Below are 20,757 nucleotides of genomic sequence, written 5' to 3'. Positions count from 1 at the left end.
TGTTACGGTGTTTGTTTTAAACTTTAGGAAAAATCTTCCAAAGCTACGCTTCAGAAGAGTGTCATAACGGTAAAGTTTTTATGTAAATGTACTGCTTCCCGACTCAATTTCCTTTCGGAATAGACAATTCTACCTCAAGAGGCAGTGGGTTGCCAAAAACGGGAGTCCCGTTGGCGGCAAAGGTAAAAGGTTGCATCCGAGGTGCCCGTTCTTTTCCACACCCTTGCCCTGCTTCTGAGTTGGCATGGTAAAGAATCCAATGCTGACTTCCATCGGGCGATTTAAAAAAACTGTTATGTCCCGCTGCATACGTGCCTTTTACATTGTTTGCCCAAAATACCGGCGTAGGATGTTTTTTCCAAGAGGCAGGGTTCATTAGGTCAGCATTGGGAACAGCGTAAATCATCCCCAGTGCATAATAGTCTGTCCAGCAACCGCTTGCTGAAAAAATAATATTCACTCGTCCGTTCGGGCTTTTCAAATACTGTGGCCCTTCGTTGACCAATACCATGGGTTTATCATCCGGGCCGGGGCGGGTCAATAAGCCGTGTTGTTCCCATTCATACTGCGGGTCGGAAATGCGAATACGGTTACCTGCACAAGTCCACGGATTGCTCATTTTGCACAGGTAAATATCCTGACGACCGTTTTCGTCGCCTTCCCAACCTGACCACATGAGGTACATTTGTCCTTTATGCTCAAACACTGAACCGTCTATGGCCCATTTGTCCTGCGGTGTTTTGAGTTGTCCTTTCATAGTCCAAGTGCCTTGAATAGGGTCAGGAGAAGAGTTTTCCAATACATACAAACGGTGGTTACGGTTTCGGCCATCGTCGGCAGCGAAATAGATATACCACTTGCTTGCCAAAAAGTGTAATTCGGGAGCCCAAATCTCTTTGGAATAAGACCCGGAGGCAGGAGGTGTCCACACTATAGCTTTGGGAGCATCGGCAAGTTTGGATAAATCCTTTGTTTTTCGGATTGTTAAATCTCTCCCCGTAGTATGCATGTAATAGTAAAAACCGTCTTTGTAAACCGACCAAGGGTCAGCACCGGCAGGAAGCAACGGGTTTTTGAACGTTTGGGCTTGAATGAGAAAAGGAAAAAGAACTAAAAACAGGATTTTTTTCATAGAGAATATAGTCGGTGTTTTTGGGACACAGAGAAACACTGAGTTTAGCACAGAGGATCACGAAGAATTCGGCTTTCTGTCTTCGACATTCTGCATTCGTACTTCGTCATCGCACGGGCGACTCCGTCCCTTTTCCCTACACTTTCGGGTATTCCCAGCCTTTTCGATAAGCTCTTTGGAGGAGTTTGTTGGCTTCGGGGTCGTTTTTGATGAGCCCTTTTTCTCCATCCCATTCTACACTCCGTCCCGCTTTCATGGAAAGCATGCCCAGTAAGGCCATGTTGGTGGAACGGTGCCCAATTTCAATGTCACACACAGACAGTCGCTTTTTCTCAATGGATTCCAGAAAATCGGCCCATAAGTTGGCAATGTTTTGCTGGTCGGGCATGTCCAATTTGGCGTCTTCGTGAATGATAGGTTTTTTGGAATCAACGGGATAAAAGGTCCAACCGTCAACCCAGCCCATGTGAAACGTGCCTTCGGTTCCGTAGAAATAACAACCTACGGCCTGCTGCGGATGCGTTTTTTCGGCATTATTTCCCGCAAACTGACGGTGTTCCCACGTTGCCGTAAAATTTTCAAACTCATACGCAACCACCTGATGGTCAGGTGCGTCGGTGTTGTCCGTTTTGATAGCCCTTCCTCCCGTAGAGAATACTTTGCGAGGGTATTTTTCCTCCATTACCCAAAGTAATTGATCCAGCCAGTGAATGCCCCAATCGCCCAATTGACCGTTGGCATAGTCAAGAAACTGACGAAAACCCCGTGGATGAATTTTGGCGTTGAAAGGCCGTAACGGCGCGGGTCCGCACCACATATCCCAATCCAAACCTTTGGGGGTTTCGCTGTCGGGTGTTACTTGTCCTGCGCCACCGCCGTAGTTTACAAAAGTTCGTACCATTCCAATTTTGCCCGCTTTTCCCGAGCGGATAAAGTCCCGTCCCGAAATGTTGTGCGGTGATACGCGGCGGTGGGTTCCTACCTGTACCACTTTGCCGGTTTTCCGAGCTGCCGACACCATGGCTTTGCCCTCGTTGATGGTATGACTGATGGGTTTTTCGACATATACGTGTGCACCTGCCTGTACGGCCGCAATGCAAATCAGCGGATGCCAGTGGTCGGGGGTGGCTACGATAACAATTTCCGGTTTTTCGGTGGCTAACAGTTCGCGAAAATCCCGGTATTGTTTGGGTTTATCACCGTTTAGTTTTTCCACTTCTGTTGCTGCTTTACCGATTTGATTTTCATCAACGTCACACATCGCCACTACTTTCGACTGTCCTGCGGCAATAGCGGCCCGCAAGATATTCATGCCCCACCAACCGGTGCCGATGAGTGCGGTACGGTATTTGGTAGCGCGGGGGGCGGCAATCCCGTAGGGAGAAAAAAGAGTAACAGCTGCTCCGGTAGCTGTGTTTTGAATGAAATTACGGCGGTTCATATAGAATGGAGGGGTTGAGATTTTGTATTTAAACAAAAAAGGTACTTAATCCATAAACCTCACCAATACGGCTTATAAAAATATTCACTATATTTAATCTGCCAAACGTTATGCTCCATGAAACGGCTGTCTTACACCTGTTTATCTACTTTTTTCTTTAGTATTGCTACCCTATTCGCGCAGACATTGACAGAAGCCGAAGCTCGTACTGCATGGAAAACTCTTCAACGTCAACCCCTGACCGAAAAATCGTTTCGAGAAACCTGTGATTTGATTCAGGATACGGGCAAAACCAATTTGAATCTCAGTTACGAATGGTTGGCAGAATACGTACCTCGTGTGCAAAAAGAAGGCAAATGGGAATGGGCTCACATGCTGCTCATGGCGTGGGCACGGGCCAAAGAATCCTTCGGCATTTTTGAGGAATCGGCGAAATTGCACCAACGCGCTCTTCAAAATGCTCCGCCAAATTCGCAACAGTACCGAGAGGCATTGGTAGGCAGTGTACTACTGTACAATCACTGGAATAAAGTAGACTCCTCCGCTAAGTATTTGGCATTAGGAGAAGCCGCTGCCAAAGCCGCCAATGACCGTGAAAATCTTTCTTTTCTTTATACCTTTCATGCTGCCGGTCGAATTCCGCCCAATGATTTCAAATCCAGAGAAAATTATTACCGTCAAGCCATTCAACTGGCCGAAGGACTTAAAAATAAAAATGCCGAATTTACGGCGCGTTATAACTTCGTAGTCAATTTTTTAGAAGATAATCCGGCGCAGCAAGTAGCCGAAGCGGAAGCCTTGCTTAAGTTGGCCAAAGACTCTACGCTCGCCCATCGCCCGCGTTTTTATGAGCGCAGCAATTTTTGGTTTCGCAACCCCATACCGAGCGTTTATTTCTATATGCTCCAGCAAAATCTAATTTTGGCCGACTATACTAATGCTAACAAATTTGCAGATTTGGTAGATGAGGTAGTGATAAAGCCCAACTTGGTCCCTGCGCAAACACCCATTTTTATGACGCAAATGGCATTTGCCAAAGCAACCATTGGAGAGTTTACCCAAGCAAAAGCATACCTAAAACAGATTCGCGAATTGCTTCAGGTAGCTGAAAAAGATATTCCCTTCCCCAATTATTTTACGACAGCCGGTCTCATCGCCGAACATGATAAACAGCCCCAAAAGGCATTGAGCTATCACGAGCAGGCGTTAAATAAAGGGTATACCGCCGCCTTTTATTTTGTGCCTCCCGATATGTATTATGCGCACGCACTGACGCTGAACGGGGCTTATGAAAAAGCACAAAAAATCCTGCAAAAATTTGATTCGCTGGCCAAAAATACCCCTTATTCCGCAACAGGACTGTATTATTACGAATATTTGGCCGAGTTGCAAAAGGCACAAAACAATTTGCCAAGACAAATTCAATCGTTACAAACCTATTATACCATTAAGGATTCGCTGACCAATTTGAATCGTTACCGTGCCATTCAACAAGTATTGGCTAAAGTGGGGTTACGCGAAAAAGAGCAACAGGTAATTCGGTTGAATGAAGAAAAAGCGGCTCAGGAACGGCAAATTCAGCGCGAACGATTGTTGTACGGAGCCTTGGTGAGTTTGGCGGCTTTGGCCATTGTCTTTTTATTATTGTATCTGCGAAATCGTCAGGTGCGAAATCGTCAGGCGATGGCGTTGAAGCAAAATGAGTTGGAACAACTTGAAAAACAACGTCACATTGATTTGATGCGGGGTGTGTTGGAAGCCGAAGAAAGTGAACGCCGAAAGATAGCTGATCAATTGCACGATGACGTCAATGCTTCGCTTGCGTTGGTTTCTTTGAATGTATCGTCGGCCTTAGAAAAAGGACTTTCCGATCAACAAAGTGAGCCAAAATTGCTGAAAGCGCACGAAGTCTTAGGAAATGTGAGCAGCACGATTCGTAATATTAGTCACCGCCTTACGCCCTTGCTGATAGAACGTTACGGTTTGCGACATGCTCTCGAAGATTTGTCCAAAACCGTAAATATTTCCGAAAAATTACAATTAGAAATAATTATAGTTGGTTTTGAAGACAAACATCGTTATTCGCTTTCTTTTCTAAACGAAGTGTACCGAATTATTCAGGAATTGCTTCAAAATACTGTTAAACACGCTCAGGCAACACAGGCAACAGTCGAGGTGGTTGAACACGAAAATTACGTATCCATCATGGTGGAAGACAATGGAATCGGCATTTCTGAAAATAAGAATGAACCGGGGAAAGGGCTGAGTTCCATTCAGGCAAAAGTGACTTATCTGAATGGTGAAATCGAAATCAGCAGCGCTGCTGAAGGAGGGACATTGGTAGTGATAGACCGACTTTCACCACCATTAGAATAGTTAGGACTAACGATTTTTCAGTAAAATCGAGAGTGCGAGATTTGTTTATTGTTCTACTTACCATTTTGACTGCCATGCGTTTACTCTTAGCCGACGATCACCCCTTGTTACTTGACGGTTTATTCAGGATATTGAGTGAATTGCCTGATATTCAAGTTTTACCACCGTTGAGTAATGGTCACCAAGTGATTGATTATTTGCATAAAAATTCGGTAGATTTATTGCTGCTGGATTTGAATATGCCCAAAGTAGACGGCCTGTCGGCATTGAAAATCATTCATAAAGACTTTCCCAACGTAAAAGTCATTGTCTTTACGAGTTATGACCATCCCCATTTCATAAGAGAAGCCCAAGCGCTGGGTGCAGAAGGGTATTTACTCAAAACCTCTACCGCTGTTCATCTCAAAACCGTCGTACAGGCCGTGGCAATGGGACAAACGTGGTTTCCCAAAATACAAAAAAATACCGTTCCGTCAGAATCTCTTTCGGATGATTTTACGCATAAATACCAACTGACGCCACGTGAGATTGAGATTGTGCGACTGATAGCACAGGGAAAAACTACCAAACAAATAAGCGAACAACTTACCGTAAGTGAGTTTACCATCAATGCCCACCGCCGCAACATCGCTCGAAAAACGGGAATTGATACCCCAATTGGCCTGTTGCATTTTGCGCAGGAACAGGGAATTGTATAAAAAATGGTGCGCATCACAAACGCGCACCTCACTTGCAAGTACTTTTAAGCCCTTCTCCAGAAAGGAGAAGGGCGGTCGGCCGCTGCCGTTGGGGATGAGGTTAAAACCGATACGACAGCGCTAGTCCAAACGCCCGAACACCATAATAAGGACCTTCCAAAACGGCTTCAATAGTAGGCAGATTAATCTTATCCACTGCTGTATAACCCGGCAGTTTGGTACTCGTAATATCGCGCCGAATGTTTTGAATGTCTTCGGCGGTGAGTTGTTGCCACAAGGGGTCATTCCCCACAAAATCGGCTTTGACGTTGGTGCCGTAAAACGGTCCCAACAGCCACAAATCAAGCCCAATCCGTTTTCCAAACATCCATTGATAACCCAGTAAAACTCCCGCTCCTCCTGCGTTGAATTGCGCTTTGAGGTTGGGACGGTGCAAAACCCCCTTTTTATCCGTATACGTGTAATCTTGGTCAATCGTCATGTTGATATAACGCACAAAAGGAGCGAGATACCAGCCCGTTGGTGCATGACCTGCCAAATAAAAACGATACTCTAATGTGCCCACATATTTGGTAAAAAGAGTGGTATTGATGGCACGGACAGCGTCGACATTGTCGCTGAAACGGTCCATTAAAGCTTGTTTGAAGGGCAACGGGGCATTGAGCGACACCCCTGCACTAAAGGTAATGGAGCTGTTTTTGGAAATGATCCGCTCATACTGTGCCGTGTAATTTTTGAAGATCGCTCCCGATACGTTGAATTTCACCAAAGTGCGATTGACCAATAATTGTGCCTGTGCCATGGCTCCGCAAAGCAGCAAACTACCCATCCAAATTAGAACTTGCTTTTTCATGATTCTGAGTTTTAACGTTTGTTTTGTCAAAATTCCGCAGAACGCAGGGAACGGGAAATAGTTAGAAGTAACGATTTTATGAGTGAAAGCTCAAGTGGAAATTTGTGCTGACAAATAAAACTTTCACGTAACTAACTATCGAAATGAAAAACGTAAAAAGCAGAATTTTGAATTTTTTGCTTCTCATCAGCCTATTTCTTCTGTTTAATGGATGTAATGAAGAAGATGTAGAAGAAAAATGTAAGACATTATCCTCAGACATAGATGCCGCAAAGAATATTTACTCCGCCAGTCCAAATGCGGCAAATTGTCAAAAAGTCATAGAAGCTTACAATAAGTATATTAATTACAAATGCGATGATGCCGAATCATACATTAATTTACGAGATGCGTTTCAGAAAAGTAACTGTCCTTAGCATTCATTAATTCTTAATAAAAACCTTTTTCGTTTCAAGAAAAACGCTGCCATTTGCCCTTGTAGTTTGGGTTTACTTTCATTTTCGGCGGCAGTTTAGCGTCTCCTTCCGCAAAGACCGCTACCTTTGCGGTATGAATTATCTTTCAGCAGAGAATATATCCAAGTCCTTTGGCGATAAATGGTTGTTTAAAGGCATCACATTAGGGTTGAGTCGCGGCGACAAAGTCGCGTTGATTGGAGCCAACGGTACGGGAAAAACAACCCTGATGACAATTTTGGCAGGGCTTACTCCGCCCGATGAAGGTACCGTGAGTACCCGAAAAGAAATTCGGGTCGGGTATTTGGACCAAGCACCTGATTTTGACCATGAACTTCCTATCATTGAGGTGCTTTTTGCGGGAAAAAATCCCGTAGCAGCTGCCGTGAAGGAATACGAAAGGGCTTTACTTTCGGGCGATAATGATGCCCTTTCTAACGCCATTGAATTGGTTGATTCACTCGAAGCATGGGACTTTGAAGCCCGCGTTAAAGAAATTTTGGGAAAACTGGGGCTCTACGACGTAGATGCGAAAATCGGCACGCTGTCAGGTGGGCAGCGCAAGCGGGTCGCTTTGGCGAAAGTGCTTATCGAAAGCCCAGATTTGGTGATTTTGGATGAGCCGACCAACCACTTGGATTTGAGTATGGTGGAATGGCTTGAAAACTACCTCAATACTCAGAATACGACTCTTTTACTCGTTACCCACGACCGGTATTTTTTGGATACGGTCTGTAATACCATTGTGGAGTTGGACAATGGCACGCTTTTTACCTACAAAGGCAATTACGCCTATTTTCTGGAGAAGAAAGCCGACCGTGAAGCCAACGAAGCTTCCGAAATAGACAAAGCCCGCAACCTGTATCGCAAAGAGTTGGATTGGATTCGTCGCCAACCCAAAGCGCGGGGAACGAAAGCCAAGTATCGGGTCGATGCGTTTGAAGATACAAAGGAAAAGGCCCAACAACGTAAGTACGACAACCAAATGGCGTTGAATATCAAAATGACGCGGTTGGGAAGTAAAATCGTGGAATTGAACAGCGTGGGCAAGCGTTTTGGGGATAAAACCATCATTGATAACTTTCTCTATACCTTCAAAAAAGGCGACCGAATCGGGATTGTCGGTAAAAATGGAGCAGGAAAATCTACGTTGCTCAACATGATTACGGGTGAGCTTCGTCCTGATAACGGTCAGGTAGTACGCGGCGATACGGTGCAGTTTGGGTATTACCAACAAAGTGATTTGCAATACCGAGACGGGCAACGGGTTGTGGATTGGGTGAAAGACGTAGCCGAAGTGATTCGACTTGGTACGGGGCAAACCGTGACGGCTTCTCAGTATTTGCAGGCCTTTTTGTTTCCTCCACATAAACAGGGAACACTCATCGAAAAACTCAGTGGGGGTGAAAAACGTCGCCTGCAACTTTTGCGCGTAATGATGGAAGAGCCTAACTTCCTGATTCTGGATGAGCCAACCAACGACCTTGACATTACTACACTCAATGTACTGGAAGAATTTTTAATGAATTTTCCCGGCTGTTTGCTGATTGTATCCCACGACCGTTATTTCCTCGACCGACTGGTGGATCACTTGTTTGTGTTTGAAGACAATGGGCATATCCGTGACTTTCCGGGCAACTATACGGACTACCGCAATTTTTTGGCTGAAAATAAAGAATCCAATGCCGGAAATGGAAAGCAATCTACGGCTCAGAATATACCTGCGAGCACAACTGTACCAACTCCTGTCGCAACTTCAAAACGTAAACTCAGTTTTAAAGAGCAGAAGGAATTGGAAAACTTAGAAGCCGATATGGCCAAATTGGAGGTGAAAAAAGCGGGCTTTATCCAAAAATTGAATGTGGGCAGTGAGTCACACGAAGAGATTACCAAGTGGGCAAAGGAAATTGAACGCCTGAATGCCGAGCTGGAAGAGAAAGAAATGCGCTGGTTAGAATTGAGTGAGTAGGCCTAAATTTATCTTTATTCGGCTTGATATTTTGAGCCGTTGTTTATATCCCCATAAACGACCTCAAGGAAAGTCTTATTATAATTTTCCCGTGACGTATAAGTTATGTAATTTTGAACATGGATTCAATCGCTGACTTTTTCCAATACCTGCTTAACTCCGAAGAAATTATCCGCACGGGAGGACTGGTACTGATAACACTCATCATTTTTGCCGAAAATGGTCTGTTTTTTGCCTTTTTCCTCCCGGGAGATTACTTAGTGTTTTTGGCAGGAGTGTTTTGTGCCTTAAAAATTTTGAATGTACCTATTCTTCTCCTCTTAGGGTGTCTTTTTGGGGCGGCAGTTGTGGGTTCATTGACGGGCTACTTAACGGGTCGTTTTTTTGGTGATCGTATTCAAAACCGCCCTGATTCTCTGTTTTTTAAGAAGCAACACATCGAAACTACGCGCAAGTATTTTGATAAATACGGCAGCCGTACCTTGGTGATTAGCCGTTTTTTACCCGTAGTTCGCACCTTCGCACCGATTTTGGCAGGTTTGGTCAAAATGCGTTGGGTAGGTTTTATGGTGTATAACGTATTGGGAGGAGCACTTTGGATTTTTGGATTGACGGGCGGGGGATATTATTTTGGCGAAAAATTTCCGTGGATTATTAATTATGTACAATACATTATCATTTTCTTTCTCGGGATTACTACCATTACTGTGGTGCGGGGATACTTCAACGCCAAAAAAGAAGTCGATGAGTCGTAATCTTGTTGAGTGGAACAGTGCCGTTAACCGATAAAAATTAATAGTATGTTCGTATTCCATATTGGTTTTTTAGACATCGAATGGGTGGACGTGTTGGACATCCTTTTAGTGGCCTTTTTGTTGTATCAGATTTATTATTTAGTACGGGGAAGTCTGGCAAGTCGCGTGTTTTCGGGATACCTGCTGCTTTATCTTTTTTATCTCATTGTCAGAGCAATAGGGCTCGAGTTGCTCACCAAAATCCTCGAATATTTCATGGGGGTAGGAGCCATTGCACTCATTGTTATCTTCCAACAGGAGATTCGTCGTTTTCTGTTATTTGTCGGAAAATCTACCGCTTTTGCCAACAATCGTCTGCTCGGACGTTTCTTTCGGCAAACCACACCTACCGAAAAAATCAACGAAATCAAGCCTATTATTGAAGCCGTACGAGCCATGTCGTCGGAGTTTACGGGTGGCCTGCTTGTCCTGAAAAAGAATGATGAATTAGATAAATACCTTCAAACAGGCGAAGAAGTGGACAGTGTCCTTTCCAAACGCCTCTTTCTTTCACTTTTTAATCAGTACAGCCCCATGAACGACGGGGGCGTCATTGTAGCTGACGGGCGCATTAAAGCAGCCCGTTGTATTTTGCCCGTCTCCGACAGCGATGATTTTGGCAATCTGGGTTTTCGTCACCGTGCCGCCTTGGGCATGAGTGAAGTCACCGATGCCGCTGTAATCGTCGTTTCGGAAGAAACAGGCCGTATCTCCTTAGCCATTGAAGGCTCTATTTTCAGTAATATTTCTGCTTCTGAAGTTGAAGAACGCCTCAAAAAATATTTGTTTGAGGTAGGGAAGGCGAGTAAAAAGAAGTAATGTCCCCACAGGAAATTTAAGCTAATTACACTGCCCTTTAGGGTTAGTTGCCCTGCCCTTTAGGGTTAGTTGCCCTGTCCTTTAGAGTTAATTGCCCTGTCCTTTAGAGTTAATTGCCCTGTCCTTTAGGGCAGGGACAAGAAAAATATAATCATCAAAATGTAGGGCTTTAGCCCTTTAATGGTTCTCGAAACAATGCCTTTTACCAGAATATTGATTCATGCAGTTTGGGCAACAAAAGACCGCAAACCGCTCATGAACAAAGCCAATAAAGAAGCTATATGTGAGCATATTCGGCTTTATGCACCTACCAAAAATATCTATGTCTTGAATGTAAACGGCTGGAAAGAGCATCTTCATTGTCTTATTTCGATGTCGTCCGACCAAAATATTGCCACCTTAATGAATCTTATCAAGGGTGAATCATCGTTTTGGGCAAATAGAAATCTGCAATGGAGCGAAAAATTTGGTTGGCAAGACGAGTATTTTGCGGTTTCGGTAAGCCAATCGCATTTTGAGGTGGTCAATCGCTATATCTCAAATCAGGAAGAACATCATACAAAGAAAACCTTCCAGGAAGAGTATGATGAATTCATGGCAAAATACCCTTTTGAGCATGGGTAAAGGGCTAAAGCCCTCCCCTTATTGATGCCCTCTTCTAATCAAGTTGCCACTGCCTTTAGGCAGTGGCAACTAATAGAATAGCCTTAGGAACCACCAAGGACTTCAGAATCTCAATAATTACCTTTATACCAATGATCATTCCGCTTTTGCTGAATGCGCTTGAGCGGTATTTGCAATCCGTTGGTACTTTCTAACCACCCCCATACTTGGTCGCGCAGGTCTTTGGCAATGGTTTGATGTTGAGGACTTCTAATGAGATTATTTACTTCCTGAGGATCATTCTGTAAATCATACAGTTCGTTGGCATCCCACACCCCGTGGTTGAAAATGTATTTGTAACGATTGGTTCGTACGGCAAACATCGTCGGTGTTTGCGGGAAATCATACTCCCAATAATACTCATAAAAAGCACGGTCTTTCCATTCTGTTTTCTGGCCTTTCAACAAAGGCAAAAACGATTTTCCCTGCATTTGAGCGGGAGTAGATACTCCTGCATACGCCAGAATAGTAGGCGCAATGTCAATGTTTTGAATGACGTTAGTTAGCTTGGTTTTGGGTTTTATGACCGAAGGACAGCTGATCAACATTGGCACGCGCATCGACTCTTCGTAAGCATGGCGTTTGTCAATTAGTCCTCTTTCGCCAAAACTGAAGCCGTTGTCTCCCATGTAAATAACGAGTGTGTTTTCTGCCAGCCCATTGTCTTCGAGGTATTTCATGACTCGCCCTACACTTTCATCTACACCCAAAAGTGTCTCGCAATATTGGCGATAGAAATCATTAAAACTGATGCTGCCATGGTACAAATAATCTACTCCGTGCCAACTGTAACGCTGTTGCTTCACCCAGTTAGGCATGTCCTTCATGTTGGTTTTCAGCGCTCCTGTTTCGGGGTCTTTGGTATTTGTTCCCCAAATTTTGCTGGTATCGCTTTTAGTTAGATACATGGACGCGGGATACTGAATCGGCATGTCTTTGTACACACCCGCGTGACGTTTGGCTGGTTGAAAATCTGCGTGAACGGCCTTGTGAGAGAGGTATAAAAAGAAGGGTTTATTTTTATCCTGTTTGCCCATCCACTCAATGGCGTAGTCGGTCAGCAAGTCGGTCGTATAGCCATCTTTGTGGGCAACCTGTTTCCCATTGATGTTGAACGTGGGGTTGTAGTACTGCCCCTGTCCTTTAAAACTCAGCCAATAATCAAAGCCAGGTTGTGGTGAATCATCGGCATTGCCCATGTGCCATTTTCCCAAGAAAGCGGTTTTATACCCTGCTTTTTGGAGGTAAGATGGAAAAAATTTGGTCTTGGGTGGAAGCGGAGCAAAATTATCAACTACCTGATGGGTATGCGCGTATTGCCCTGACAAAATACTGGCCCGACTTGGTGAACAAAGAGCAGTACTCACAAAAGCGTTTTGTATATGCGCTCCTGTGGCGGCCATTTTATCCAGATTGGGCGTTTGCAAGCCTGAAAATTTTTGCATAAAACCCATCGCATCATAACGATGATCATCAGCCAGAATGAAGATGACGTTTTTTGTGGAAGTGGCAACACTTTTTGTGCTTTTGGACGGATTAAATCCAGTCAAAGCGATAATGCCGGCCGTAGCCGTTATGCAAAAGAGGAAGAATTTTTTGAACATGGTAGAAACAAATGATATGGCATCCCGATAATAAGCGTAATAAAAGACGCTTTTACTTAAACAATCCGATTAGATTAAGCCTGCTATTTTTGCCAGTTTATGGCACCCGCTTTTTGAATATGACCCCTCAGCTTTTTTTCCAACGCTTCATAAATTGCCTTATTGGTCTTTCTGACATCCATTGTTTCGAGCGAGTCTTTGGACATATCGAAGAGTTGAAACGGCTCGAAAGGTGTGTTTTGCAGGAGTTTCCAATTTTCGTCCCGCAAAGCGTAGTACTCTTGCCCGCCATACGCACCACCTTCCCGCCGTACCCAGAAAGTGGGTCTATCCAAGGTTATTTTTGGTTCTCCTTTCAACACGGATAAAAAAGAATGCCCGTCTACGAATTGAGGGATTTTCGCACCTGCCACTTCACAAAAAGTGGGAAGTAAATCCATGGTAAGCACTCGAAAATCAGTTTTCGTGTCGGCGTTGATTTTATTCTTCCAAACGGCGATGGTCGGCACCCTGATTCCTCCTTCGTACATTGTCTGTTTGCCTCCTTTCCAAATGCCGTTATCGGCTTCGTCTGACAGTAAGCCACCGTTGTCGCTGCTGAAAACAATAAGCGTATTTTCAGCTTGTCCATTTTGGCGTAACACTTCCATTACTTTGCCGATACTTTCATCTAAATGCTCAATTAAAGCGGTGAGTTTGGCCCGTTTTTCGGATAAATTCGGGTTGCGTTTTTTTACTTTCTCCAACCATTCCTGGGGTGGCTGAACGGGAAAATGAGGCGCATTGTACGCCAGATATAAAAAGAAAGGTTTGGGGTTTTTCTTTTGGATATTCAGGTAATCAATGGCCCATTGGGTGAATAAATCGGTGGCGTGGCCTTGAGGGTTGATGACCTGCCCGTTGAGCCTCATCCAGTTTTTGCCTTCTCGCAGGTGCGTGTAATAATCATCCATCATATCTTCCAGAAAACCGTGAAAATGCGCAAAACCTCGCCGGTTGGGGTGGTTTTCGGGCTCCAGGCCCAAGTGCCATTTTCCGACCATTGCGGTCTGATAGCCAGCCGTTTTCAATACCTGAGGAAGTGTTACGACTTTAGGAGAAAAGTACCCCCAACTGTTTTCAGCATTGCCCCGAATCACACCTGGAACACCCACCAAATCGGGGTAGCGCCCGGTCATGAGGGCGGCCCGGGTAGGCGAACAGACGGTTGAATTGGCGTAAAAATTTGTAAACCTCATCCCCTGTTTGGCAAGGTTGTCCAAATGAGGCGTTTGACAATATTTTGAACCGTATACGCCAACTTCACCCCAACCCATGTCGTCCACCAAAATCATGACGATGTTGGGTTTTTGTTGAGAAAAAGCCAAAGGAACTAATAAAAACAGAAAACAGAGATGACAAATAAAGAGCGGAAAAAGTCTCATAATTAATTTTATGATTTACTATTCTATAAATCACAAAAGCCTTTATTCTAACCTTCTATTCACCGCTTTTTAACAGATACTTTCTGCGCAGGTCATTGATCAAAAACTTCTTTTGTGCGGTGAAACTTTCGGGATGCAGTTGCGCATAAAGCGTTTCCCATTCGTGAAAACGCTCGGCTTCGTGTTGGCGAAATGCCTTTATGTCTATTTTTTTGATGATTAGGTATTGTTCAAAGGTCATAATCTGTCAAAATGTCTTCTTTTTTAACTTGGTACAGGGATTGAAACACTCCATTTTTTTCATTCTCAAAAAACGCCATGGTCACTTACATTACTTCCAACACGGACACTGCCGAGGGTAGTGAGCCGGTCTTTCAAAATGACGCACCTTTACTCGATTCTTACTCCCAAACGGTGGTAAATGTAGCTAAAAAAGTCAGCAACTCGGTCGTTCAAATCAAAGTGAGCGGCAAAAAAGACACTCGTACTCGTAACCCTAACGATGGCCAGGGAACGGGCTCGGGGTTTGTCATTTCATCGGATGGATTTGTCATTACCAACAACCACGTCGTAGCCGGTGCCACTAAAATTTCGGCCTTACTTCAGGACGGGCGCGAATTTGAAGCCCAAATCGTAGGTTGCGACCCGGCCACCGACATTGCCGTGCTCAAAATCTACGGTGATGCCTTGCGAGCCGTTTCTTTTGGCAATTCCAAGAACCTGCAAGTGGGTCAAATTGCCATTGCCATTGGGAATCCTTACGGCTTTCAATATACCGTTACAGCGGGTGTTATCAGTGCATTGGGTCGGTCACTTCGTTCAGAATCAGGGCGTTTGATTGATGATGTGATTCAAACGGATGCTTCGCTCAACCCCGGCAATTCAGGCGGCCCCTTAGTCAATTCTCACGGAGAAGTAATTGGCGTGAATACGGCGGTTATCTTACCCGCACAGGGACTTTGTTTTGCGGTTTCCTCCAATATTACGGCTCAGGTAGCGGGACAATTAATTATGAAAGGACGTGTGCGCAGAGGCTACTTGGGAATCGCAGGGCAACTTCTCAACCTTACCGACCGCATTGTTCAATACAACCAACTACAAACCAAAACGGGAATTTATATCGTAAGCGTAGAAGCCGACGGCGTGTCTTACAACTCTGAATTCAGAGCCGGAGATATTATCGTAGGCTTTGAAGGGAAGGCGGTGGGTTCGGTTGATGATCTACATAAATTGCTTACCGAAGATTCCATTGGGAAGCGAAGCGAGGTAACGGTTTTACGGAATAATTTGGCGAAGAATGTAACTGTTATTCCTGGTGAGTTGAAGTGAGGTTACTCATTCCGTTCGATTGCTTCCTGAAAATCAACGTGCATTTGATTAAACCGTGCAAAGATGGTTTTCAGGAAAGCGTCGTCTGTAAACAGCTTACGAATGTCGGCTTCATCGCCTAAAAAATCCATTTCACTGACTTTATAAGTTTGTTCGTACAAGCCTGCTTCTATTTTGACAATGTACTTGCCATTCCAAGTGTAAAGGGCAATTTTGTAGTTGTCTGTACTGGTAATGTCTCCGACGTAACGCATGGGTAGAATTTCGGCATTTTCGATTGCCAATTGTCGATTTTTTAAATAGCTGATAAATGACGAATTATCGGCAACAATATTGATAAATAGTTAGTATGAAGTGCCATAAATCGGCAATTGAAAATCGCAAATCATTCACAGCCTTCTTTGCGGCGGGTATCAATGATACTCCAGATTTTCCAACCCGCAGCAGTTTTTACCAATTGAAACGCATTGATGCCGCAGTGGCTGAAATTGCCTTTTAAATAAAACTTGTAGGGAGTCCAAGCGGTGGCCATGTCACCGTCAATGCGAATGTCTATGGCGGTTAGGCGTTCGTCCAAATCACCAGCAGTCGATTTGCCGATGTTTTTTATAAATCCTTCAAATGAATCAGAACGTACGAAAACTTCGCCTGAATTATTTTTGGAGACTGTTTCAAGGCGTGCACCTACCGCTAATGATTGACGTACCAAGGTAGAATCGCTCTTTTTCATGCCATCAAAGAGTTGTTGGATAGGTACTCTTACGAGAGGCTCTTCTGTTTTTTGAGCTACTGATTTTCCGCCGTAAAGGAGAACGATAAGCAGGATATAAACTGATTTTTTCATGGGAATAGGAGTTTAAGTAAACAAAAGAAGCGACGCTTAGGCAAACGTCGCTTCGTATTTATATCAAATAAGTAAGGCTTACTTAGTGGCAGCTGAGTCAGCGGCAGCCGGTGCAGCAACGGCTGCTGCGGGAGCGGTAGTTTCCGCAGTAGCTGCTCCGAAAAGTTTTTCGCGAATTGCAGTAGTTCTTTGTTCCAATTCCGGTTTAGCCGTATATCTAATCTTGGTCTGACGAGCGGCTGAGTCAGGATGTACGCCGTAAACGTACTCATCGCCCGTCCGTACATCATTTTGGTCAATGGTATTGTTCTTTTGATACTTACAGGAGGCTAAAGAAACAGCCAGCAACAAAGCACTTATTTTCAAAAAGTTACGTTTCATCTTCAAGATTCGTTTATCAAATTTGTACAAAAATAGAGGTCAAATTTGAAATTGCCAACGTTTCTACATTTGTTTTGCAAAAAATATGGTCTTACTGCATTTTCAAATTAATACACTTTCAAATTGTTGAATTAAACAATGTCTTCAAAATTAGATAAACTCACTCCGCGCGAAATCGTCGCAGAATTGGACAAATACATCGTTGGTCAGCACGATGCCAAACGAAATGTGGCAATAGCCCTCCGTAACCGCTGGCGGCGGATGAACAGCACGCCCGAAATGCAGAAAGAAATCATTCCCAATAATATTTTGCTCATCGGTGCGACGGGGGTTGGTAAAACCGAAATTGCCCGCCGCTTGGCTAAAATTGCGGATGCGCCTTTTATAAAAGTGGAAGCCTCGAAGTTTACGGAAGTAGGCTACGTAGGTCGTGATGTGGAAAGCATGGTGCGCGATTTGGTCGAGCAGGCGGTAAATATGGTCAAAACGGCCAAAAAAGAAGCCGTAAAGCAAAAAGCACAGGATATAGTTGAAGACATTATTTTGGACGTGCTGATTCCGCCGATGTATAATAATAATAATAACTCGGTGAATTTTAGCCGACCCAATGTAGGTTTTGAAATTGTGGACGATAATGATAGTGTCAATCCTCCCATTTCGTCAATGCCCGACCAAGAATTGAATGAACGTACACGAGGACGTTTTCGGGAAAAATTACGGGCCGGAGAATTGGAAACCCGTAAAATTGAAATAGACATGCAATCGTCATCTGCGCCTAATATTGGAGTGATGGGCGGGCCGATTGACGACGTTTCGATGATGAATTTGCAGGAAATGCTCGGTAATATGATACCCAAGCGTAATAAAAAACGCAAGCTCACCATTGCCGACGCCCGTAAAATCCTGTTAGAAGAAGAAGCCGCCAAACTCATTGACATGGATGAGGTCAAAGAGGAAGCGATTCTGAAAGCGGAGGACTTAGGGATTATTTTCATTGACGAAATTGATAAAATTGCCAATTCAAACGGTAAAGGCGGTGGTCCGGACGTAAGTCGTGAAGGCGTACAGCGCGATTTGTTGCCGATTGTGGAAGGTTCAACGGTTAATACCAAATACGGACCCATCAAAACCGACCACATTTTGTTTGTCGCCGCCGGAGCATTTCACGTATCCAAACCTTCCGATTTAATCCCTGAATTACAGGGACGTTTCCCGATTCGGGTAGAGTTGCAAAGCCTGACCGAAGATGATTTTTATCGGATTTTGAAAGAGCCCCGCAACTCACTGACCCGTCAGTACAGCGCCATGATGCAGGCCGAAGACGTAGAACTTTCTTTTCAGGACGATGCCCTGCGCGAAATCGCTAAGTTGGCCTTCACCATCAATTCAGAAGTAGAAAACATCGGCGCGCGCCGTTTGCAGACCGTGATGAGTACCTTGCTCAACGAGTTTATGTTTGATATTCCCAACGTTATTCAGGCCAATTCTCACGTCGTCGTCACCAAAGAATTGGTGCAGGAACGTCTGGCAAGTTTGGTCAAAAATCGTGATTTGAGTCAGTATATTCTGTAAATCCTTGTGAACAATGGTGGAATGTACGAACGTTATTCCACCATTGTTTTATTACAAACTCCGCTCTATCCCCATTTCCAACCCTCTTAACTCCGCCAGTCCGCGTAAGCGACCGATGGCCGTGTAGCCAGGGTTGGTTTTTTTTGCAGCGTTGAGGTCGTCGAGCATTTTATGGCCGTGGTCGGGACGGAACGGCATTTTCAAATCGGTACGTCCTTGTTCTTTTCTTCTTTTTTGTTCCAGCAACAACGCCTTCATCACGCCGTACATATCCACGTTTCCTTCGAGGTGGTTGGCCTCGTGGAAGTTGCCTTCTTCGTCGCGCTGCGTAGCGCGGAGGTGGATGAAATGAATGCGGTCGCCGAGGCGCTCGACCATACCTACCAAGTCGTTATCCGCCCGTACGCCGTAACTTCCCGTGCAGAAACACAGACCGTTGGCCGATAAGTCGGCCGCGGCCAATAGTTGTTTGGCGTCGGCTTCGGTGCTGACCACACGCGGCAATCCTAAGATTGGATACGGCGGGTCGTCGGGGTGAATGGAAAGTCGAATACCGGCATCCTGCGCTACGGGGACAATTTCCCGCAGAAAAGCATACAGATTTGCTCGAAGTTCTTTGTCACCTACATATTTGTAAGTGTCCAAAACGTCCCGAAACTGCTCTACTGTATAGCTTTCTTCCGAGCCGGGCAAACCCGCAATGATATTCCGAACCAAGCGTTTGGTATCAGCTTCCGTTGCTTGGTCTATCCAGGCCTTGGCTTTTTTCTGTTGGGTTTCGGTATAGTGCGCTTCGGCTCCTTTTCGTTGCAAAATGTAGAGTTCAAAAGCCGCAAATTCGTTGAAATCAAACCGCAGTCCCGTAGAGCCATCGGGCATGGGCGCGTCCAAGTCGGTGCGGGTCCAGTCCAAAATGGGCATAAAGTTGTAACAAACCGTATCAATGCCGCAGGCTGCCAGATTGGTCAACGATTCTTTGTAATTTTCGATGTATTGTTTGAAATTCCCCGAGGCTTTTTTGATGTCTTCGTGAACGGGAACACTTTCTACCACCGACCAAGTCAGTCCAGCATTTTCGATTTTGGATTTTCGATTTCGGATTTCGTTGGTTGTCCAAACCTGTCCATTGGGAATTTGGTGCAGGGCGTTGACGATGCCCGTTGCGCCAGCTTGTCGTACGTCCGACAGGCTGACGGGGTCATTGGGGCCAAACCACCGCCATGTTTGTTCTAATGCCATATTTTGATGTGCTGAAGCACCGTTAATTGTTATCGGTTAATCGTTATTTGTTAATTTTTCTGCCTTAGAATAAGCTGGTAGTTATCTATTACAACTTAAAATACAGTGCTGATTTTCGCAGAATCGGCGCAAATCAGCGATTTAAAATCTCCGATATCTGCGGGTAAAAAATGGTTATGTTATTTTTTGATCGTTACTAAGCAAAAAATAAAGTCATGGAATGAAAAAAATTACTACACAAATTTGCTAAAAACAGGATAGATGTGTTGTTTAAGTGACTTATGTCCTATATTTTGGCACTTTATTCTTAAAAACAAACTTGATTTTGAAAATTGCGATTTTAAAGGAAACCAAAGCCTACGAAAAGCGGGTTTCCATCACACCTGACATTGTCAAATCTCTTCTCAAAGCAGGTTTTACGTGTTCCATCGAAAGTGGCGCGGGCGAAAATTCTTCTCTTCTTGATTCAGCTTACGAAAGCGCAGGGGCGCAAATTGCCGCCGATACCAAAACCCTGCTGGCCGATGCCGATGTTGTGTTGAAAGTGAATGCCCCCACTATCGAAGAAGTTGCTCTCATGCGGGAAGGTGCCGTGAGCATTTCGTTTTTGTACGCCTACACACAACCCGACCTGGTCAAAGCCTTTAATCAGAAGAAGATTTCGGCCTTCAGTATGGATGCGGTTCCCCGTACCACCAAAGCCCAAAGCATGGATGCGCTCAGTTCGCAGGCCAACTTGGCAGGCTACAAAGCGGTATTACTTGGAGCCAATGCCCTCGGTAAGATTTTCCCGCTGATGATGACTGCAGCCGGTACCATCAAACCCTCCAAAGTGCTGATTTTTGGCGCCGGGGTAGCGGGTTTGCAGGCAATTGCGACCGCCAAACGCCTCGGCGCGGTAGTGGAAGTGAGCGATGTGCGTCCCGAAACCAAAGAACAGGTGGAGTCATTGGGTGGTAAGTTTTTGAGCGTGGAAGGCATGGAAGCCAACAAATCGGAAGGCGGCTACGCCAAAGAGGTGTCAGCGGAGTTTTTGCAGAAACAGCAGGACCTGATCAAACAACGCATCAAAGACGCTGATATCGTGATTACGACGGCTTTGGTGATGGGGAAAAAAGCGCCCATTCTGGTGACCGAAGAAATGGTAAAATCCATGAAAACGGG

The 20,757-nt window shown here is 44.8% G+C and carries 20 protein-coding genes; 10 read left to right on the top strand and 10 right to left on the bottom strand.

The window, feature by feature from the left end; genetic code table 11:
* Positions 1-103 precede the first annotated feature (103 nt).
* Together Q0081_RS04620 and Q0081_RS04615 are read right to left on the bottom strand one after the other, a co-directional pair.
* Positions 104-1,132 (bottom strand): glycoside hydrolase family 43 protein, encoded by a 1,029-nt coding sequence (locus tag Q0081_RS04620; RefSeq protein WP_298349858.1) that lies wholly within the window; start codon positions 1,130-1,132, stop codon positions 104-106.
* Between the two features lie 136 nt (positions 1,133-1,268).
* Positions 1,269-2,573 carry a Gfo/Idh/MocA family protein gene (locus tag Q0081_RS04615; RefSeq protein WP_298349856.1) on the bottom strand — a complete coding sequence of 435 codons (1,305 nt, stop codon included), beginning with the start codon at positions 2,571-2,573 and terminating at the stop codon, positions 1,269-1,271.
* Positions 2,574-2,690: 117 nt separating this feature from the next.
* On the opposite strand from Q0081_RS04615, the gene Q0081_RS04610 reads away from it, so the two are divergent.
* Together Q0081_RS04610 and Q0081_RS04605 are read left to right on the top strand one after the other, a co-directional pair.
* Positions 2,691-4,949, top strand: coding sequence for a sensor histidine kinase (locus Q0081_RS04610; RefSeq protein WP_298349855.1), 2,259 nt, complete (start codon positions 2,691-2,693; stop codon positions 4,947-4,949).
* Positions 4,950-5,023: 74 nt separating this feature from the next.
* Positions 5,024-5,647 carry a response regulator transcription factor gene (locus Q0081_RS04605; protein WP_298349853.1) on the top strand — a complete coding sequence of 208 codons (624 nt, stop codon included), beginning with the start codon at positions 5,024-5,026 and terminating at the stop codon, positions 5,645-5,647.
* 100 nt (positions 5,648-5,747) lie between these two features.
* Here Q0081_RS04605 and Q0081_RS04600 read toward each other — a convergent pair whose 3' ends face one another.
* Entirely contained in the window at positions 5,748-6,500 is a 753-nt protein-coding gene (locus Q0081_RS04600; protein ID WP_298349851.1) for a DUF3575 domain-containing protein, read from the bottom strand.
* A gap of 143 nt (positions 6,501-6,643) precedes the next feature.
* On the opposite strand from Q0081_RS04600, the gene Q0081_RS04595 reads away from it, so the two are divergent.
* The 5 genes from Q0081_RS04595 to tnpA all read left to right on the top strand — a co-directional run bounded on the left by Q0081_RS04595 (position 6,644) and on the right by tnpA (position 11,161).
* Positions 6,644-6,916, top strand: coding sequence for a hypothetical protein (locus tag Q0081_RS04595; protein WP_298349849.1), 273 nt, complete (start codon positions 6,644-6,646; stop codon positions 6,914-6,916).
* Between the two features lie 133 nt (positions 6,917-7,049).
* Positions 7,050-8,924, top strand: a complete 1,875-nt coding sequence (locus tag Q0081_RS04590) for an ABC-F family ATP-binding cassette domain-containing protein (protein ID WP_298349847.1) — start codon at positions 7,050-7,052, stop codon at positions 8,922-8,924.
* A gap of 119 nt (positions 8,925-9,043) precedes the next feature.
* Positions 9,044-9,679, top strand: coding sequence for a DedA family protein (locus Q0081_RS04585; RefSeq protein WP_298349845.1), 636 nt, complete (start codon positions 9,044-9,046; stop codon positions 9,677-9,679).
* Between the two features lie 45 nt (positions 9,680-9,724).
* Positions 9,725-10,537, top strand: a complete 813-nt coding sequence (cdaA, locus tag Q0081_RS04580) for a diadenylate cyclase CdaA (RefSeq protein WP_298349843.1) — start codon at positions 9,725-9,727, stop codon at positions 10,535-10,537.
* Between the two features lie 195 nt (positions 10,538-10,732).
* Entirely contained in the window at positions 10,733-11,161 is a 429-nt protein-coding gene (gene tnpA / locus Q0081_RS04575; protein WP_298349841.1) for an IS200/IS605 family transposase, read from the top strand.
* 110 nt (positions 11,162-11,271) lie between these two features.
* Here the strand turns inward: tnpA and Q0081_RS04570 are convergent, their stop codons facing one another.
* From Q0081_RS04570 to Q0081_RS04560, 3 genes are all read right to left on the bottom strand, one after another.
* Entirely contained in the window at positions 11,272-12,804 is a 1,533-nt protein-coding gene (locus Q0081_RS04570) for a sulfatase (RefSeq protein WP_298349838.1), read from the bottom strand.
* An 83-nt stretch (positions 12,805-12,887) separates the two neighbouring features.
* On the bottom strand, positions 12,888-14,228 hold the full coding sequence (locus Q0081_RS04565) for a sulfatase (RefSeq protein ID WP_298349837.1): 1,341 nt from the start codon (positions 14,226-14,228) through the stop codon (positions 12,888-12,890).
* Between the two features lie 55 nt (positions 14,229-14,283).
* Positions 14,284-14,469 carry a hypothetical protein gene (locus Q0081_RS04560; RefSeq protein ID WP_298349835.1) on the bottom strand — a complete coding sequence of 62 codons (186 nt, stop codon included), beginning with the start codon at positions 14,467-14,469 and terminating at the stop codon, positions 14,284-14,286.
* A 77-nt stretch (positions 14,470-14,546) separates the two neighbouring features.
* On the opposite strand from Q0081_RS04560, the gene Q0081_RS04555 reads away from it, so the two are divergent.
* Positions 14,547-15,557 (top strand): S1C family serine protease, encoded by a 1,011-nt coding sequence (locus Q0081_RS04555; RefSeq protein ID WP_298349833.1) that lies wholly within the window; start codon positions 14,547-14,549, stop codon positions 15,555-15,557.
* A 2-nt stretch (positions 15,558-15,559) separates the two neighbouring features.
* On the opposite strand, the gene Q0081_RS04550 is transcribed toward Q0081_RS04555, so the two are convergent.
* The 3 genes from Q0081_RS04550 to Q0081_RS04540 form a co-directional block, all read right to left on the bottom strand.
* Complete coding sequence (locus tag Q0081_RS04550; protein ID WP_310586475.1) at positions 15,560-15,841, bottom strand: hypothetical protein; 282 nt, start codon at positions 15,839-15,841, stop codon at positions 15,560-15,562.
* 101 nt (positions 15,842-15,942) lie between these two features.
* Positions 15,943-16,401 carry a hypothetical protein gene (locus Q0081_RS04545; protein ID WP_298349832.1) on the bottom strand — a complete coding sequence of 153 codons (459 nt, stop codon included), beginning with the start codon at positions 16,399-16,401 and terminating at the stop codon, positions 15,943-15,945.
* 78 nt (positions 16,402-16,479) lie between these two features.
* Positions 16,480-16,782, bottom strand: a complete 303-nt coding sequence (locus Q0081_RS04540; protein WP_298349830.1) for a hypothetical protein — start codon at positions 16,780-16,782, stop codon at positions 16,480-16,482.
* A 138-nt stretch (positions 16,783-16,920) separates the two neighbouring features.
* Between Q0081_RS04540 and hslU the strand changes: the two genes are divergently transcribed.
* On the top strand, positions 16,921-18,354 hold the full coding sequence (hslU, locus tag Q0081_RS04535; protein ID WP_298349829.1) for an ATP-dependent protease ATPase subunit HslU: 1,434 nt from the start codon (positions 16,921-16,923) through the stop codon (positions 18,352-18,354).
* Between the two features lie 51 nt (positions 18,355-18,405).
* Here hslU and uxuA read toward each other — a convergent pair whose 3' ends face one another.
* Entirely contained in the window at positions 18,406-19,593 is a 1,188-nt protein-coding gene (gene uxuA, locus Q0081_RS04530) for a mannonate dehydratase (RefSeq protein WP_298349827.1), read from the bottom strand.
* A gap of 325 nt (positions 19,594-19,918) precedes the next feature.
* Here uxuA and Q0081_RS04525 point away from each other — a divergent pair.
* Positions 19,919-20,757 (top strand): NAD(P) transhydrogenase subunit alpha (locus tag Q0081_RS04525; RefSeq protein WP_298349825.1); only part of this gene is annotated, 839 nt, incomplete at its 3' end.

The organism is Runella sp. (assembly GCF_027484545.1).
In the GTDB taxonomy this organism is placed as follows: Bacteria; Bacteroidota; Bacteroidia; order Cytophagales; family Spirosomataceae; genus Runella.
Note: the sequence above shows the minus strand (reverse complement) of the source record. Positions and strands in the feature narration are given on the sequence as shown.